This is a genomic window from Burkholderia sp. JKS000303 (assembly GCF_002563755.1).
In the GTDB taxonomy this organism is placed as follows: Bacteria; Pseudomonadota; Gammaproteobacteria; order Burkholderiales; family Burkholderiaceae; genus Burkholderia; species Burkholderia anthina_B.
Map to the genome: position 1 here is coordinate 2,285,766 of NZ_PDBZ01000001.1, position 15,684 is coordinate 2,301,449.

Consider the following 15,684-nt stretch of genomic DNA (forward strand, 5'->3'; position numbering starts at 1 on the left):
GCCCGGACTGGAAGCAAGCGAGATTTAAAGGATAGCGCTTGTCCGTGGCTTTTGCAGATGCGGGCAGCGTTTGCCGAATCAAGGCGGGCGCGGCCGCCGGCAGGCGAAAAAAAGCCGGCGCGCAACGGGCGGCCGGCTTCGGTCGACGCGCGGCGGTGCCGCCGCGAAGGCCGTTACTGGGACTTCGGCAGGCCGTCGAGCTTCATGCCCGGCTTGATGCCTTTCGCCGCGAACCAGCCCTTGCTCATTTCGAGCGCATAGACGCCGTTGTTGCGCGGGCAGTGGTTGTCGGTCGTCTCGGCCTGCATTTCGTCGATGTCGGTGATCGTGCCGTCCGCGCGGACGAACGCGATCGACAGCGGGATCAGCGTGTTCTTCATCCAGAAGCAGTGCACGGCGTTTTCGTTGAACACGAACAGCATGCCTTCGTTCGGCGCGAGCTGCGACCGGTACATCAGCCCCTGTTCGCGGTCCGGGTCGTTCGCGGCGACGGCCGCGTCGATCACGTACATGCCGGCGCGCAGCTTCACGCGCGGGAATTCGCTCGGCTGCTTGGCGCCGGGCGGCATTTGCGCGCTGGCGGTCTGCATGCCGAGTGCGAGCACGGCGAGCGCGGCGGGAAACACGGCGGCGCGCGCAAGGCGGCCGAGCGACGAGCGCAGGGAGAATCGCACAGCAGGGCTCCTATCGGGAAAACGAGACCCGCATGGTACGCGAAGCGCGCAGGCGGGCACAAAAAAGAAAAAGGCAGATCGCCTTGCGGTGATCTGCCTTTCAACGCCGTAAGAACGGCAAGACTGCGTGTTCTTGACTGCGTTATTACAGCCAGCTTGCTTAGTTCGATGCAGCTGCCGGAGCTGCTGCTTCGCTTGCTGCTGCCTTCTTTGCTGCCTTGTGGTGTGCCTTCTTGTGTGCGTGCTTCTTGGCAGCGTGCTTTGCCGGTGCCGAAGCAGCTTCAGCAGCAGCCGGAGCAGCTTCCGGAGCCGATGCTTGTGCGAAAGCAGCCGTTGCGAAGAGGCCAGCGACCAGAGCGGCGATCAGTTTGTTCATGTTGTGTTCCTCAGCTTTAGTTAATTAACCAAATGACCCGGCAATATGGAGTCATGTCGTCTAACGGTGCCATCCACCTTTCGGTTGACAGACGCTTCGAGAAATTTCTCATTGCGCTGCGGGCGCCGAATCGTATTCGAAGAAAGCGTCGCTTTCGTGACGCAAACACGCAAATACCTGTTCGGCTGCCAATGCCGGATAGCTAAGGGTGGCATCTGCGTGGTTTAACGCGCGATCTTCGCCGTCGGTTGACGAAAAAGATGACGAAAAGAATCGAAAGTTGTCGGCGCGGTCATGCGCCGTGCGCGAAACCGTCCCACGGGGCCCGTGGCGGCAGGGTCATTGTTTCGCCCGGTGCAATGCCGAGCGCGAATATGTCGAGTGCGCCGATGCCGACGCGCACGAGACGCAAGGTCGGGAAGCCGATCGCGGCCGTCATCCGGCGCACCTGCCGATTCTTGCCTTCGGTGATCGCGAGCTCGATCCATGTGGTCGGAATGGCGGCGCGGTAGCGGATCGGCGGGTTGCGCGGCCACAGCGCGTCGGGCGGCTCGATGAATTCGGCGCGGCACGGGCGCGTCACGTAGTCGCCCAGGTCGACGCCGCGCGCCAGCGCCTTCAGGTCGTCCGCACCCGGCGCGCCGTCCACCTGCGCCCAGTAGCGCTTGACCAGCTTGTGGCGCGGCTCCGCGATGCGTGCCTGCAGCGCGCCGTCGTCGGTGAGCAGCAGCAGGCCCTCGCTGTCGGCATCGAGCCGGCCGGCGGGGTAGACGCCGGGCGTTTTTACCCAGTCGCCGAGCGACGGCCGCGTCTCGTGCGCGGAAAACTGGCAAATCGTGCCGAACGGCTTGTTGAGGGCGATCAGGGTCATGGCGAGGCGGCGAGCCCGGCGTGCCGCAAGGGGAAGCGGGGCGGGCGGTCTATGGCAAATAGCGGAATCTTAATGCATAATACGGAACGGCAAGTCCTCTGTCTTATATAAGACATAAGGGGAGACTTGATACGCAGCGCCGCGCTTCGTGCCGCCGCCCCCGGTTGGGGCGCTAGAATAGCGGCTCGCTGTTGCCGTCACGGGGTGGCAAGGCCGCCTCGCCGCGTGCGCAGTTTCGACCAGCATCACCTGCTCAGCCACGTCACTGGAGTCGATCATGCCGTATCAGCACATCAAGGTACCGGAGGGCGGTGACAAGATCACCGTCAACAAGGACTTTACGCTCAACGTTTCCGATCAGCCGATCATTCCCTATATCGAAGGCGACGGCACCGGCTTCGATATCACGCCGGTCATGATCAAGGTCGTCGATGCGGCGGTCGCGCACGCGTACAAGGGCAAGCGCAAGATCCACTGGATGGAGATCTTCGCGGGCGAGAAGGCGACGAAGGTGTACGGCCCGGACGTGTGGCTGCCGGACGAAACGCTGCAGGTGCTGAAAGAATACGTGGTGTCGATCAAGGGTCCGCTCACGACTCCGGTCGGCGGCGGGATCCGTTCGCTGAACGTGGCGCTGCGCCAGGAGCTCGACCTGTACGTGTGCCTGCGCCCGGTCCAGTATTTCAAGGGCGTGCCGTCGCCGGTGCGCGAGCCGCAAAAGATCGACATGGTGATCTTCCGTGAGAACTCGGAAGACATCTACGCGGGCATCGAATGGGCCGCGGGTTCCGAGCAGGCGAAGAAGGTCATCAAGTTCCTGCAGGACGAGATGGGCGTGAAGAAGATCCGCTTCCCGGAAACCTCGGGGATCGGCGTGAAGCCCGTGTCGACCGAAGGGACCGAGCGTCTCGTGCGCAAGGCGATCCAGTACGCGATCGACAACGATCGCAAGTCGGTCACGCTGGTGCACAAGGGCAACATCATGAAGTTCACGGAAGGCCTGTTCCGTGACGCCGGCTACGCGCTCGCGCAGAAGGAATTCGGCGGCGAGCTGATCGACGGCGGCCCGTGGATGCGCGTGAAGAACCCGCGGACGGGCAACGAGATCGTCATCAAGGATTCGATCGCCGACGCGTTCCTGCAGCAGATCCTGTTGCGCCCGGCCGAATACGACGTGATCGCGACGCTGAACCTGAACGGCGACTACATCTCCGACGCACTGGCCGCGCAGGTCGGCGGCATCGGGATCGCGCCGGGCGCGAACCTGTCGGATTCGGTCGCGATGTTCGAGGCGACCCACGGCACGGCGCCGAAGTACGCGGGCAAGGATTACGTGAACCCTGGTTCCGAAATCCTGTCCGCGGAAATGATGCTGCGCCACCTCGGCTGGACGGAAGCAGCCGACACGATCATCGCGGCGATGGAGAAGTCCATCCTGCAGAAGCGCGTCACGTACGACTTCGCGCGCCTGATGGAAGGCGCGACGCAGGTGTCGTGCTCCGGCTTCGGCGAAGTGCTGATCGAGAACATGTAAGACCCCTTCCGGGGTGGGCCGGCCGATTGCCGGCCGCCCCGGCGCTGACTGCCGGCGCCGGAGCGTTTCATGGATGGCAGGTTTGTTGGCAGGGTGGTCCGGCATGCGGGCCGCGGCGCCGCGATGCGGCCCGGATGCCCTGCAAGGTAGAACATGACGGCCCTCGCAACACCATCGCCCGGCTGAGCCGGCGCGCCCCTTTCGCGACCCACCCGGTCGCTACCCGCCGGTTACCGCCGGCGCTCCCAGCCCCACTTTCACGTAGCAACGCATCGACCATGTCCACTTCGCCCAAGATCATCTACACCCTCACCGACGAAGCGCCCGCGCTCGCGACCTATTCGCTGCTGCCGATCGTCAAGGCCTTCACGCGTTCGTCCGGCGTTGCCGTCGAAACGCGCGACATCTCGCTCGCCGGCCGCATCATCGCGGCGTTCGCCGACGCTCTGCCGTCGGAGCAGAAGGGTTCCGACGATCTGGCCGAACTGGGCCAGCTCACGCTGAAGCCTGAAGCGAACATCATCAAGCTGCCGAACATCAGCGCATCGGTGCCGCAGCTGAAGGCCGCGATCGCCGAACTGCAGGCGCAGGGCTTTGCGCTGCCGGCGTATCCGGAAGATCCGTCGACCGACGAAGAGAAGGCGGTCAAGGCTCGCTACGACAAGATCAAGGGTAGCGCGGTGAACCCGGTGCTGCGCGAAGGCAACTCCGACCGCCGCGCACCGCTGTCGGTCAAGAACTACGCACGCAAGCACCCGCACAAGATGGGCGCATGGAAGTCGACGTCGAAGGCGCACGTCTCGCACATGAGCGAAGGCGACTTCTACGGCAGCGAAAAGTCGGCGCTGATCGCCGATGCAGGCAGCGTGAAGATCGAACTCACGACGGCCGACGGCGTGAAGAAGGTGCTGAAGGAAAAGACGGCCGTGAAGGCCGGCGAAATCATCGACGCATCGGTGATGAGCCGCAAGGCGCTGCGCAGCTTCATCGAAGCGCAGATCGCCGATGCGAAGGCGCAGGACGTGCTGTTCTCGGTGCACCTGAAGGCGACCATGATGAAGGTCTCGGACCCGATCCTGTTCGGTCACTTCGTGTCGGTGTTCTACCGCGACGCGCTCGCGAAGCACGCGGACGTGCTGGCGCAGGCCGGCTTCAACCCGAACAACGGCATCGGCGACCTGTACGCACGCCTGAAGGAACTGCCGGCCGACACGCGCGAAGCGATCGAAGCCGACATCAAGGCCGAATACGCGCTGCGCCCGCGCCTCGCGATGGTCAACTCGGACAAGGGCATCACCAACCTGCACGTGCCGAGCGACGTGATCGTCGACGCGTCGATGCCGGCGATGATCCGCGACTCGGGCGGCATGTGGGGCCCGGACGGCCAGCTGTACGACGCGAAGGCCGTGATTCCGGACCGTTGCTACGCGGGCGTCTATCAGGCCGTGATCGAAGACTGCAAGCAGCACGGCGCGTTCGACCCGGTCACGATGGGCAGCGTGCCGAACGTCGGCCTGATGGCGCAGGCGGCCGAAGAATACGGTTCGCACGACAAGACGTTCCTGATCCCGGCCGACGGCGTCGTGCGCGTCACCGACGAAGCGGGCAACGTGCTGCTCGAGCACGCGGTCGAGTCGGGCGACATCTGGCGCATGTGCCAGACGAAGGACGCACCGGTGCAGGACTGGGTCAAGCTCGCGGTGAACCGTGCGCGCGCGACCGGCGCACCGGCCGTGTTCTGGCTCGATCCGGCACGTGCACACGATGCGCAGGTCATCGCGAAGGTCGAACGCTACCTGAAGGATCACGACACGAACGGCCTCGACATCCGCATCATGACGCCGGTCGACGCGACGCGTTTCTCGCTCGATCGCATCCGTGCGGGCAAGGACACGATCTCGGTCACGGGTAACGTGCTGCGCGACTACCTGACCGACCTGTTCCCGATCATGGAACTCGGCACCAGCGCGAAGATGCTGTCGATCGTGCCGCTGATGGCCGGCGGCGGGATGTTCGAAACGGGTGCGGGCGGTTCGGCACCGAAGCACGTGCAGCAGTTCGTCGAAGAAGGCTTCCTGCGCTGGGATTCGCTCGGCGAATTCCTCGCGCTCGCCGCGTCGCTCGAACACCTCGGCCACGCTTACCAGAACCCGAAGGCGCTCGTGCTCGCGAAGACGCTCGACCAGGCGACCGGCAAGTTCCTGGACGAGAACAAGTCGCCGGCACGCAAGGTTGGTGGTCTCGACAACCGCGGCAGCCACTTCTACCTGTGCCTGTACTGGGCGCAGGCGCTGGCCGAGCAGACCGAAGATGCGGCGCTGAAGGCACAGTTCGAAGGCGTCGCGAAGTCGCTGTCCGACAACGAAGCGCGCATTCTGGAAGAACTGTCGGCCGCGCAGGGCACGGCCCAGGCGATCGGCGGCTACTACCGTCCGAACGTCGAGCTGACGAGCCAGGCGATGCGCCCGAGCGCAACGCTGAACGGCATCGTCGACGCAGTCGCCTGACGCCGGCCGCGCCACCGCGCGCGCCACGGCAACGGCGACAGCCGACACGGCGGGCCTCGCGGCTCGCCGTCGCGCCGAACATGAAAACGCCCCGGTCGCCCGGGGCGTTTTTTGTTGCAGGCGTGTCATTCAGACGTGAACGATTTCCCATTCGGCGATTTCGTGCGGCACTTCCAGCGTGGCCGTGTCCAGTTCGGACGGCTGTTCGCAGTCGCCGCGAGAGATGTGGTCGGCCGCCACTTCCGGGCACGAGAACGCGCCGAGCAGGGCGTTGCCGAACGTCGCTTCCCAGCCGCCGTTACCCGGCAGGATGTAGAACGACCCGAGCGCTGAACCAAAGCGAAATCCCTTCATTTCCGTTCTCCCTTTCTGATCACAAGCGATTCTGTTGTGCCGCCCGCCGGCTCATCCGGCTGTGGCCCGACTGGCTGCTTGCGCCGGGTTCCGTATCGAACGTCGTGGCGAAGCGTCAGTGCATGGAACAAAGTCTACGTCCGCGACCGCATCCGATGGTGCGCGTAGAACGCTTTCTCGAAACAAAAAATTTCGTTTAAAAACAGCAATTTATTTTGTGTATTTTGTATTGCGGAACGGTTTTTGGCATCGCGAAACAGCGAATTTGTGCCTCGCACCACGAATTTTTATAAGGCAGTGACTTGTTCCACATCGTGAAAAATCGACGGATTCGCGAATCGGCCGAATGCGGCGGGCCGATCGCGGGTCGGGAGACGGGCGCGGACCGGCCTGCGTAAGGGATTGGAAAGGAGGGCGGTGGCGGCGACTGACGAGCTTGGCACACGTCAATACAGCGCGTGCAAATAGCGACGCGCACACGCGCTCGACGGTGTCGCGCGACCGCCGCCGATTCGTCCGGCGAGCCTGCGTGCTGCGGCGTATCGCCGCTCGTCCGGTGTCGCGGTGTTTCGTTCAGGGGCTGCGGTTATGATGACGCGGGCATCAGGCTTCGCGTTGCGGCGGCCGCGCGACGCAGCACCAATAATGAATAACGAGGAACGATTGATGATACGGAGAACCTTCCTGTCGCACGCCATCGGCATCGCGGCCGCATCGCTGTTCACGCGCACCGCGTGGGCGCAGCATGCCGGCCACGCGGGTATGGCCGGCATGGATCAGATGGACGACATGCCCGGGATGTCGGGCATGTCGGGGATGGCCGGCCACACGCAGCACGGCAAGCCGGCGCCGGCCGCGCTCGCGGCGCCCGACGCGCTGCCTGCCGGCGCGCCGCTCGCATCGTTGCGCACGCTCGCGAACGAAAGCCGCGAAGCCGGCACGTTCCGCGCGACGCTGGTCGCGCAGCCGGTCGCGCGTCCGCTGCTGCACGGCACGCGTCCGACGACGTTCTGGCAGTTCGGCACGGGCACGCAAGGGCCGGTCGTCGGCCCGCTGATCGACGTGCGCGAGGGCGACACCGTCGAAATCCGTTTCGTGAACAAGCTGCCGCAGCCGTCGACGATCCACTGGCACGGGCTACCCGTGCCGCCCGACCAGGACGGCAATCCGTCCGATCCCGTGGCGCCGGGCGCGTCGCGCGTGTACCGCTTCACGCTGCCGAAGGGCAGCGCCGGCACTTACTGGTATCACCCGCATCCGCACATGATGACGGCCGAGCAGGTGTTCCGCGGGCTGGCCGGCCCGTTCGTCGTGCGCGCTGCCGACGATCCGCTCGCCGGCTGGCCCGAGCGCAACCTGTTCGTGTCCGACTTGAAGCTCGCCCGTGACGGCACGATCCCGCCGAACGACATGATGGACTGGATGAACGGCCGCGAAGGCCAGTTCGTGCTGATCAACGGCGTGCGCCGGCCGCGGATCGACGTGGCGGGCGACGAGCGCTGGCGCGTGTGGAATGCCTGCAGCGCGCGTTATCTGCGCGTCGCATTCGACGACGGCCGCACCTTCGAGCATGCGGGCACCGACGGCGGGCTGTTCGATGCGCCGCGCCAGGTCACGTCGCTGCTGCTCGCGCCCGGCGAGCGCGCCGAACTGCTGGTGCGCGCGGGCGACCGTGCGTCACGCTCGGTGCTGCAGGCGGCCGAATACGACCGCCACAAGATGGCGATGTCGCACGACGACGGCCACGGCAGCCTGCCGCCCGATCCGGCGCTGGCACTCGCCGACGTCACATTCGCGCCGGCGGCCGCCCGTGCACTGCCCGCGACGCTGCGCGCGGTGCCGGCACTGGGCGAGCCGGTCGCGCGCAAGATGGTCGAGTTCGGCGAGGCGATGGACATGGACGCGATGATGAACGGTCCGGCGCACGGCCGCCCGGCGGGCATGCGCTTCATGATCAACGGCGCGACCTACGCGCCGCACCGAGCGACGCTGACGAGCCGCCGCGGCGACATCGAGCGCTGGGACATCCGCAATGCGACCGACATGGACCACCCGTTCCATTTGCATGGCACGCAATTCCAGGTGATCGAGCGTGCATCGGATGGTGCGCGCACGAGCGAACCGTTCCGTGCGTGGCGCGATACCGTGAACGTGCGCAGCGGCGAAACCGTGACGATACACGTGTCGCAAGACATGCCTGGCGAGCGCATGTTTCACTGCCACATTCTCGAACACGAGGATCTCGGCATGATGGGCACGCTGAAGGTCGTGTAACGAGACGTCGAATATGTTTCACGCGAATGACACGCATTCGATCTGCGCGTGCAACAAGACAATATGTGTTCAATTATCGGGATTGAACGAAAAGGCCGGCCAATCGAATTAACGAGTGGCCGGCCTGAAAAAAAAGAAACCCGGCGCAATGCCGGGTTTCTTCGTCCGATATCCGATGCCTTATGCGGCCTGGATGTTCGACGCTTGCTTGCCTTTCGGTCCTTGAACGACGTCAAAGCTCACCTTCTGGCCTTCCTTCAGCGTCTTGAAGCCATTCATGGTGATAGCCGAGAAGTGCGCAAACAGATCCTCACCGCCCTCGTCGGGAGTGATGAAACCGAAGCCCTTCGCGTCGTTGAACCACTTAACGATACCAGTTGCCATTTTCCTACTTCCCCTGTCATACAGTCGCTGCTACTTACCACGAGCACGCTCGAAAAGCTAAACGACCGGCAAATGCGGCCGTTTCCCCCTCACAAGCTCACCATCGGCCTCTTTCATTTCACTAACTGGCGAATTGAAAAAAGTGCCAGCTTGATTGTTGGCGCTCTTTATTTGAGTGTCAAGAGGAATTTTTAGACGGTTAGAGGGCCGTTGTAAAGAACCCATTTTCAGGGTTTTTCCGGCTTTGCTTTGCAGCATGCCGCCAAGCGCGCGGACTTGAAAAGTCGCATAATCGGCTCATATACCAGGCTCGAGTGACACGCGATCGAGTCGTCCCGGCTTGTGGGATACTGGACGCGGATGCGAAGGTCCGGTGCGGTCTCCCCCCTGACGGTTCGTGTTCCGCGCCATGCGTGAAAGCCGGCACCGCAGCCGGCTTTCGTATGGCACGAAGACGATCGCGTGTCGTCGGGAACCAGGGAGGGCGCCGGCCGGTCGGTCGGGTAATGGCAGGATTGCGGGCCTGTCCGAGTTGTTTAGAATGGGTGTATGGCGATTATCCCGGACAAGCAGGACAGCACCGTCCTGGAACGCAAGCAGCAGAAGCTCAAGCCGCCTTCGATGTACAAGGTGGTGCTGCTGAACGACGACTTCACACCGATGGAGTTCGTCGTGATGGTCGTACAGGAGTATTTCAAGAAGGATCGCGAGACGGCCACGCAGATCATGCTGAAGGTCCATCGCGAAGGGCGAGGGGTATGTGGGGTCTATACGCGGGACATCGCGTCGACCAAGGTTGAGCAAGTCGTTACCCATGCGCGGCAGGCCGGGCATCCGCTGCAGTGCGTGATGGAGGAAGCATGATTGCCCAGGAATTGGAAGTCAGCCTGCACATGGCGTTCATGGAAGCACGCCAGGCGCGCCATGAGTTCATTACGGTCGAGCATCTGCTGCTGGCCCTGCTGGATAATCCGACGGCAGCCGAGGTGTTGCGCGCGTGCGCGGCAAACATCGAGGACCTGCGTCAGAACCTGCGCAATTTCATCCACGACAACACACCGACCGTCCCGGGCACCGACGATGTCGATACCCAGCCGACGCTCGGTTTCCAGCGCGTGATCCAGCGCGCGATCATGCACGTCCAGTCGACGTCGAACGGCAAGAAGGAAGTGACCGGCGCGAACGTGCTGGTGGCGATCTTCGGCGAGAAGGATTCGCATGCCGTCTACTACCTGCAGCAGCAGGGCGTGACGCGCCTGGACGTCGTGAACTTCATTTCGCACGGCATTGCGAAGACGAACGGCGGCGAAGCCGCGAAGTCGACCGAGGCGAGCGCGGAAAGCGAAGACGCGAATGCGCAGAAGGAAACGCCGCTCGCGCAGTTCACGCAGAACCTGAACCAGATGGCGAAGGACGGCCGCATCGATCCGCTGATCGGGCGCGAGCCGGAGGTCGAGCGCGTCGTGCAGGTGCTGTGCCGTCGCCGCAAGAACAATCCGCTGCTGGTCGGCGAAGCCGGTGTCGGCAAGACCGCGATCGCGGAAGGGCTCGCCTATCGCATCACGCGCGGCGAAGTGCCGGACATCCTCGCGAATGCGCAGGTGTATTCGCTCGACATGGGCGCGCTGCTCGCGGGCACCAAGTATCGCGGCGACTTCGAGCAACGTCTGAAGACGGTGCTGAAGGAGCTGAAGGAGCGTCCGCACGCGATCCTGTTCATCGACGAGATCCATACGCTGATCGGCGCGGGCGCCGCCTCGGGCGGCACGCTCGACGCGTCGAACCTGCTGAAGCCGGCGCTGTCGTCGGGCACGCTCAAGTGCATCGGCGCGACCACCTTCACCGAATATCGCGGCATCTTCGAGAAGGACGCGGCGCTGTCGCGGCGTTTCCAGAAGGTCGACGTGACGGAGCCGACCGTCGAGCAGACGGTTGCGATCCTGCGCGGGCTGAAGTCGCGCTTCGAGGAGCACCACGGCGTCAAGTATTCGTCGGGCGCACTGTCGGCCGCGGCCGAGCTGTCGGCACGCTTCATCACCGACCGTCACCTGCCGGACAAGGCGATCGACGTGATCGACGAAGCGGGCGCCGCACAGCGCATCCTGCCGAAGTCGAAGCAGAAGAAGACGATCGGCAAGAGCGAGATCGAGGAAATCATCTCGAAGATCGCGCGCGTGCCGGCGCAGAGTGTGTCGCAGGACGATCGCAGCAAGCTGCAGACGCTCGATCGCGACCTGAAGAGCGTCGTGTTCGGCCAGGATCCGGCGATCGACGCGCTGGCCGCCTCGATCAAGATGGCGCGCGCGGGCCTCGGCAAGATGGACAAGCCGATCGGCGCGTTCCTGTTCTCCGGCCCGACGGGCGTCGGCAAGACCGAAGTGGCGCGCCAGCTCGCGTTCACGCTCGGCATCGAGCTGATCCGCTTCGACATGTCGGAATACATGGAGCGTCATGCGGTGAGCCGGCTGATCGGCGCGCCGCCGGGCTATGTCGGGTTCGACCAGGGTGGCCTGCTGACCGAAGCCGTCACGAAGAAGCCGCATTGCGTGCTGTTGCTCGACGAAATCGAGAAGGCGCATCCGGATATCTACAACGTGCTGCTGCAGGTGATGGACCACGGCACGCTGACGGACAACAACGGTCGCAAGGCGGATTTCCGCAACGTCATCATCATCATGACGACGAACGCGGGCGCCGAGTCGATGCAGAAGGCAACCATCGGTTTCACGACGCGCCGCGAAACGGGCGACGAGATGACCGACATCAAGCGTCTGTTCACGCCGGAGTTCCGCAACCGCCTGGATTCGATCATCAGCTTCCGCTCGCTCGATGAGGAAATCATCATGCGCGTGGTCGACAAGTTCCTGATTCAGCTCGAGGAACAGCTGCACGAGAAGAAGGTCGACGCGCTCTTTACCGACGCGTTGCGCAAGCATCTCGCGAAGCACGGCTTCGACCCGCTGATGGGCGCGCGGCCGATGCAGCGGCTGATCCAGGACACGATCCGGCGCGCGCTGGCCGACGAGCTGCTGTTCGGCAAGCTCGTCAACGGCGGCCACGTGACGGTCGATGTCGACGAAAGCGACAAGGTGCAGTTGTCGTTCGACAAGCTGGCGAATCCGCCGCACAAGCCGAACGAAGAGACGGTCGAAGTCGAGTAAGCGATAATTCGTTGTTCATGCGAACGGCGCGGGAAGTTCTCCGCGCCGTTTCGTTTTATCTGGCGCCGACGGCGCCGCGGCGGTGCAGGGGAGTGGTAACGCAGTGACACAACAACAACGGTCGTTCGACAACATCGTCGCGCGCGAACAAGGGTTGCGCCATGCGCTGACGTCCGGGCAGATGGCGATGATCGCGATCGGCGGCGCGATCGGCACGGGGTTGTTCCTCGGCAGCGGCTTCGCGATCGGGCTCGCCGGCCCGAGCGTGCTCGTTTCGTATGCGATCGGCGCGCTGATCGCGCTGCTGCTGATGGGCGCGCTCGCGGAAATGACGGTCGCGCATCCGACGGCCGGCTCGTTCGGCGCGTATGCCGAGCACTACGTCGGCCCGCTCGCGGGTTTTCTCGTGCGCTACGCGTACTGGTTCGCGGTCGTGTTCGCGATCGGCACCGAAATCAGCGCGATCGCGGTGTTCATGAAGTACTGGTTTCCGGCCGTGCCCGGCTGGTACTGGGTGATCGGTTCCTCCGCGCTGCTGATCGCGGTCAACCTCGCGAGCGTCACGCTGTACGGGTCGGTCGAGTACGCGTTCTCGCTGCTGAAGATCGCGGCGATCATCGTGTTCATCGTGCTCGGCGCATATCTCGTGTGGTCGGCGCCTGCCGCGTCGGGCATCGGCTTCGCGAACTACACCGCGCACGGCGGCTTCATGCCGAAGGGGCCGTGGGGAACGTGGGTCGCGGTGATCGTCGCGATCTTCAGCTACATGAGCATCGAGGCCGTCGCGATCGCGGCCGGCGAGGCGCGCGATCCGCAGCACGCGGTCACCCGGGCGTTCCGCTCGACGGTGTTCCGGCTCGTGCTGTTCTACCTGATGACGCTGGCGCTGATGCTCGCGATCGTGCCGTGGACGCAGGCCGGCACCGACGAAAGCCCGTTCGTGAAGGTGATGGCCGCGACGCACGTGCCGTATGCGGCCGGCGTGATCAACTTCGTGCTGCTGATCGCGGCGCTGTCGGCGATGAACAGCCAGCTCTACGTGACGACGCGGATGATGTTCAGCCTGTCGCGCGCGCAGCTCGCGCCGGCGGTGTTCGGCCGGCTCGGCACGAACGGCGTGCCGCGTGCGGCGCTGTGGATCTCGACGAGTGGCGTCGCGGTCGCGGCGGTGCTCGTCGCGCTGTCGCCGGACACCGCGTTCACCGTGATGATGGCGATCGCGATGTTCGGCGCGCTGTTCACGTGGCTGATGATCTTCGTCACGCATCTGCGCTTTCGCGCGCAGTACCGCGGCCCGGCGCTCGCGTTCCGGATGTGGGGGCACCCGTTCGGCAGCCTGCTCGGCGCGGGTCTCGTCGCGGCGATCCTGTTCACGACCGCGTTCACGCGCGAATTCCGGATGACGATGGTGGTCGGCGTCGTGTTCGTCGTGCTGCTGACGCTCGCATACGCGCTGCACTACCGGCACCGGCACGCGCGCTGACGCGTGCCTCCAACGCCGCAGGCTCGCGTTCTGGATCATGAAGATCTGCGCGACGACGCTCGGGGCAACGGTCGGCGACCTGCTGACGAAGCCCGTCGCGAAGGGCGGACTCGCGCTCGGCACGGTCGGCTCGTCGGCAGTGCTGCTCGGCGTGCTGGTCGCGATGGTGATCTATGCGAGCCTCGCACAGGCGCGGCGGCGCGAACTCGTGCCCGCCCGGATCGCGCAGACGGCAGACCGGTGAGGGCAAACGAAAAAAGGGGCCGCGCGGCCCCTTTTTTCGTTGCGATGGCGGTTCAGTGACGGCCGGTGCTGCCGAAGCCGCCTTCGCCGCGATCGCTCTGGTCGAAGTCGTCGACGATGTTGAACTGGGCTTGCACGACCGGCACGATCACGAGCTGCGCGAGCCGTTCGAACGGGTTCAGCACGAACTCGGTCTGGCCGCGGTTCCACGTCGAGATCATCAGCTGGCCCTGGTAGTCGGAATCGATCAGGCCGACGAGGTTGCCGAGCACGATCCCGTGCTTGTGGCCGAGGCCCGAGCGCGGCAGGATCAGCGCCGCATAGCCGGGATCCGCGAGATGGATCGCGAGGCCGGTCGGCACCAGCGTGGTTTCGCCCGGCTTCAGCGTGACGGGTGCGTCGAGGCATGCACGCAGGTCGAGTCCTGCGCTGCCGGTGGTGGCGTAGGCGGGCAGGTAGTCGCGCATGCGCGCGTCGAGAATCTTCAGGTCGAGTTTCATGCGGTCGTCGAATCGGTCGGGAAGGGCGCGGCGGCGTGTGCCGCCGCGCAAGGGATCAGATCAGGCGGTTGTCGGGCAGCCGTTTCGCGATTTCGGCCACGAGCGTGTGCGCGAGTTCGTCCTTCGGCGCGCGCGGCAGGCGCGTGAGGCCGCCCGCTTCGAACAGCACGACTTCGTTGTCGTCGCGGCCGAACGTCAGCGGGCCGAGGTTGCCCACCAGCAGCGGCACGTTCTTGCGCTTGCGCTTCTCGTCGCCGTGCACGTCGAGGTCGCCGCTTTCGGCCGCGAAGCCGACGCAGAACGGCGGATCGGACAGCGCCGCGACCGACGCGAGGATGTCGGGGTTCTCGACGAACGTGAGCTCGGGCATCTTGCGGTCGGCCGTCTTCTTCATCTTGTGCTCGGCGGGCTGGGTGACGCGCCAGTCGGCGACCGCGGCCACCGCGATGAAGATGTCGGCATCGTTCACCGCATGCATGACGGCGTCGTACATCTGCTGCGCGGTCTGCACGTCCTGGCGGTAGACGCCCCACGGCGTGTCGAGCGCGACCGGCCCGGCGACGAGGTGGACGTCGGCGCCGGCCTGTTGCGCGGCACGCGCGAGTGCGAAGCCCATCTTGCCGCTCGAGCGGTTGGTCAGGCCGCGCACCGGATCGAGCGGCTCGAACGTCGGGCCGGCCGTGATCAGCACGCGGCGGTGCGCGAGCACCTTCGGCGCGAAGTGCGCGACGATCGCTTCATAGATCGCTTCGGGCTCGAGCATGCGGCCGTCGCCGACTTCGCCGCACGCCTGCGCGCCCGAATCGGGGCCGAGCACCGACACGCCGTCGGCGCGCAACTGCGCGGCATTGCGTTGCGTGGCCGGGTTCTGCCACATCTGACGGTTCATCGCGGGCACGACGAGCAGCGGACAGTCGCGCGCGACGCACAGCGTCGACAGCAGGTCGTCCGCGAACCCGTGCGCGAGCTTCGCGAGGAAGTCGGTCGACGCGGGCGCGATCACGATCGCGTCGGCTTCGCGCGACAGGTCGATGTGCGCCATGTTGTTGTCGATGCGTGCGTCCCACTGGCTCGTATACACGGGCCGGCCGGACAGCGCCTGCATCGTGACGGGCGTGATGAACTGGGCCGCAGCTTCCGTCATCGCGACCTGCACGGTCGCGCCTGCCTTCACGAGCAGCCGGGTGAGTTCGGCGATCTTGTAGCAGGCGATGCCGCCCGTCAGGCCGAGAACGAGGTGCTTTCCTGCGAGTTCTGCGTGTGCCAACTCAGGCCTCCAAGGATCAAACGGAACGGCCGGCGCGAAGCCGGCCGTCGACACGG

The 15,684-nt window shown here is 64.9% G+C and carries 13 protein-coding genes and 1 pseudogene; 7 read left to right on the plus strand and 7 right to left on the minus strand.

What is annotated here, in order from left to right; all coding sequences use genetic code 11:
- Positions 1-173: 173 nt before the first annotated feature.
- The 3 genes from BX604_RS11055 to BX604_RS11065 form a co-directional block, all read right to left on the minus strand.
- The gene (locus BX604_RS11055) at positions 174-674 is read right to left on the minus strand and encodes a DUF192 domain-containing protein (RefSeq protein ID WP_098550841.1); all 501 of its coding nucleotides are present in this window, start codon (positions 672-674) and stop codon (positions 174-176) included.
- Positions 675-834: 160 nt separating this feature from the next.
- On the minus strand, positions 835-1,050 hold the full coding sequence (locus BX604_RS11060) for a hypothetical protein (RefSeq protein ID WP_098550842.1): 216 nt from the start codon (positions 1,048-1,050) through the stop codon (positions 835-837).
- Between the two features lie 292 nt (positions 1,051-1,342).
- Complete coding sequence (locus BX604_RS11065; protein ID WP_175801146.1) at positions 1,343-1,921, minus strand: pseudouridine synthase; 579 nt, start codon at positions 1,919-1,921, stop codon at positions 1,343-1,345.
- A 277-nt stretch (positions 1,922-2,198) separates the two neighbouring features.
- On the opposite strand from BX604_RS11065, the gene icd reads away from it, so the two are divergent.
- The gene (gene icd / locus BX604_RS11070; RefSeq protein ID WP_098550843.1) at positions 2,199-3,455 is read left to right on the plus strand and encodes an NADP-dependent isocitrate dehydrogenase; all 1,257 of its coding nucleotides are present in this window, start codon (positions 2,199-2,201) and stop codon (positions 3,453-3,455) included.
- A 278-nt stretch (positions 3,456-3,733) separates the two neighbouring features.
- Positions 3,734-5,962: an NADP-dependent isocitrate dehydrogenase gene (locus BX604_RS11075; RefSeq protein ID WP_098550844.1), complete on the plus strand. Its 2,229-nt coding sequence runs from the start codon at positions 3,734-3,736 to the stop codon at positions 5,960-5,962.
- Between the two features lie 129 nt (positions 5,963-6,091).
- Here the strand turns inward: BX604_RS11075 and BX604_RS11080 are convergent, their stop codons facing one another.
- Entirely contained in the window at positions 6,092-6,316 is a 225-nt protein-coding gene (locus BX604_RS11080) for a hypothetical protein (RefSeq protein WP_043190017.1), read from the minus strand.
- 666 nt (positions 6,317-6,982) lie between these two features.
- Here BX604_RS11080 and BX604_RS11085 point away from each other — a divergent pair.
- Complete coding sequence (locus tag BX604_RS11085) at positions 6,983-8,590, plus strand: multicopper oxidase family protein (RefSeq protein WP_098552828.1); 1,608 nt, start codon at positions 6,983-6,985, stop codon at positions 8,588-8,590.
- A 180-nt stretch (positions 8,591-8,770) separates the two neighbouring features.
- Here the strand turns inward: BX604_RS11085 and BX604_RS11090 are convergent, their stop codons facing one another.
- Positions 8,771-8,974 (minus strand): cold-shock protein, encoded by a 204-nt coding sequence (locus tag BX604_RS11090; RefSeq protein ID WP_006478030.1) that lies wholly within the window; start codon positions 8,972-8,974, stop codon positions 8,771-8,773.
- 549 nt (positions 8,975-9,523) lie between these two features.
- On the opposite strand from BX604_RS11090, the gene clpS reads away from it, so the two are divergent.
- The 4 genes and pseudogenes from clpS to BX604_RS11115 form a co-directional block, all read left to right on the plus strand.
- Positions 9,524-9,838 (plus strand): ATP-dependent Clp protease adapter ClpS, encoded by a 315-nt coding sequence (clpS, locus tag BX604_RS11100; protein WP_006398529.1) that lies wholly within the window; start codon positions 9,524-9,526, stop codon positions 9,836-9,838.
- Entirely contained in the window at positions 9,835-12,135 is a 2,301-nt protein-coding gene (gene clpA, locus BX604_RS11105) for an ATP-dependent Clp protease ATP-binding subunit ClpA (RefSeq protein ID WP_098550845.1), read from the plus strand. The genes clpS and clpA overlap by 4 nt, the downstream gene beginning before the upstream one ends.
- Before the next feature lie 103 nt (positions 12,136-12,238).
- The gene (locus BX604_RS11110; RefSeq protein WP_098550846.1) at positions 12,239-13,618 is read left to right on the plus strand and encodes an amino acid permease; all 1,380 of its coding nucleotides are present in this window, start codon (positions 12,239-12,241) and stop codon (positions 13,616-13,618) included.
- 22 nt (positions 13,619-13,640) lie between these two features.
- A pseudogene (locus BX604_RS11115) lies at positions 13,641-13,862 on the plus strand (hypothetical protein); the annotation flags it as partial.
- Between the two features lie 52 nt (positions 13,863-13,914).
- Here BX604_RS11115 and dut read toward each other — a convergent pair.
- A complete protein-coding gene (gene dut, locus BX604_RS11120; protein WP_098550847.1) occupies positions 13,915-14,361 on the minus strand; it encodes a dUTP diphosphatase in 447 nt (148 codons plus the stop codon).
- A gap of 55 nt (positions 14,362-14,416) precedes the next feature.
- Positions 14,417-15,628 (minus strand): bifunctional phosphopantothenoylcysteine decarboxylase/phosphopantothenate--cysteine ligase CoaBC, encoded by a 1,212-nt coding sequence (coaBC, locus tag BX604_RS11125; RefSeq protein ID WP_098550848.1) that lies wholly within the window; start codon positions 15,626-15,628, stop codon positions 14,417-14,419.
- Positions 15,629-15,684 lie beyond the last annotated feature (56 nt).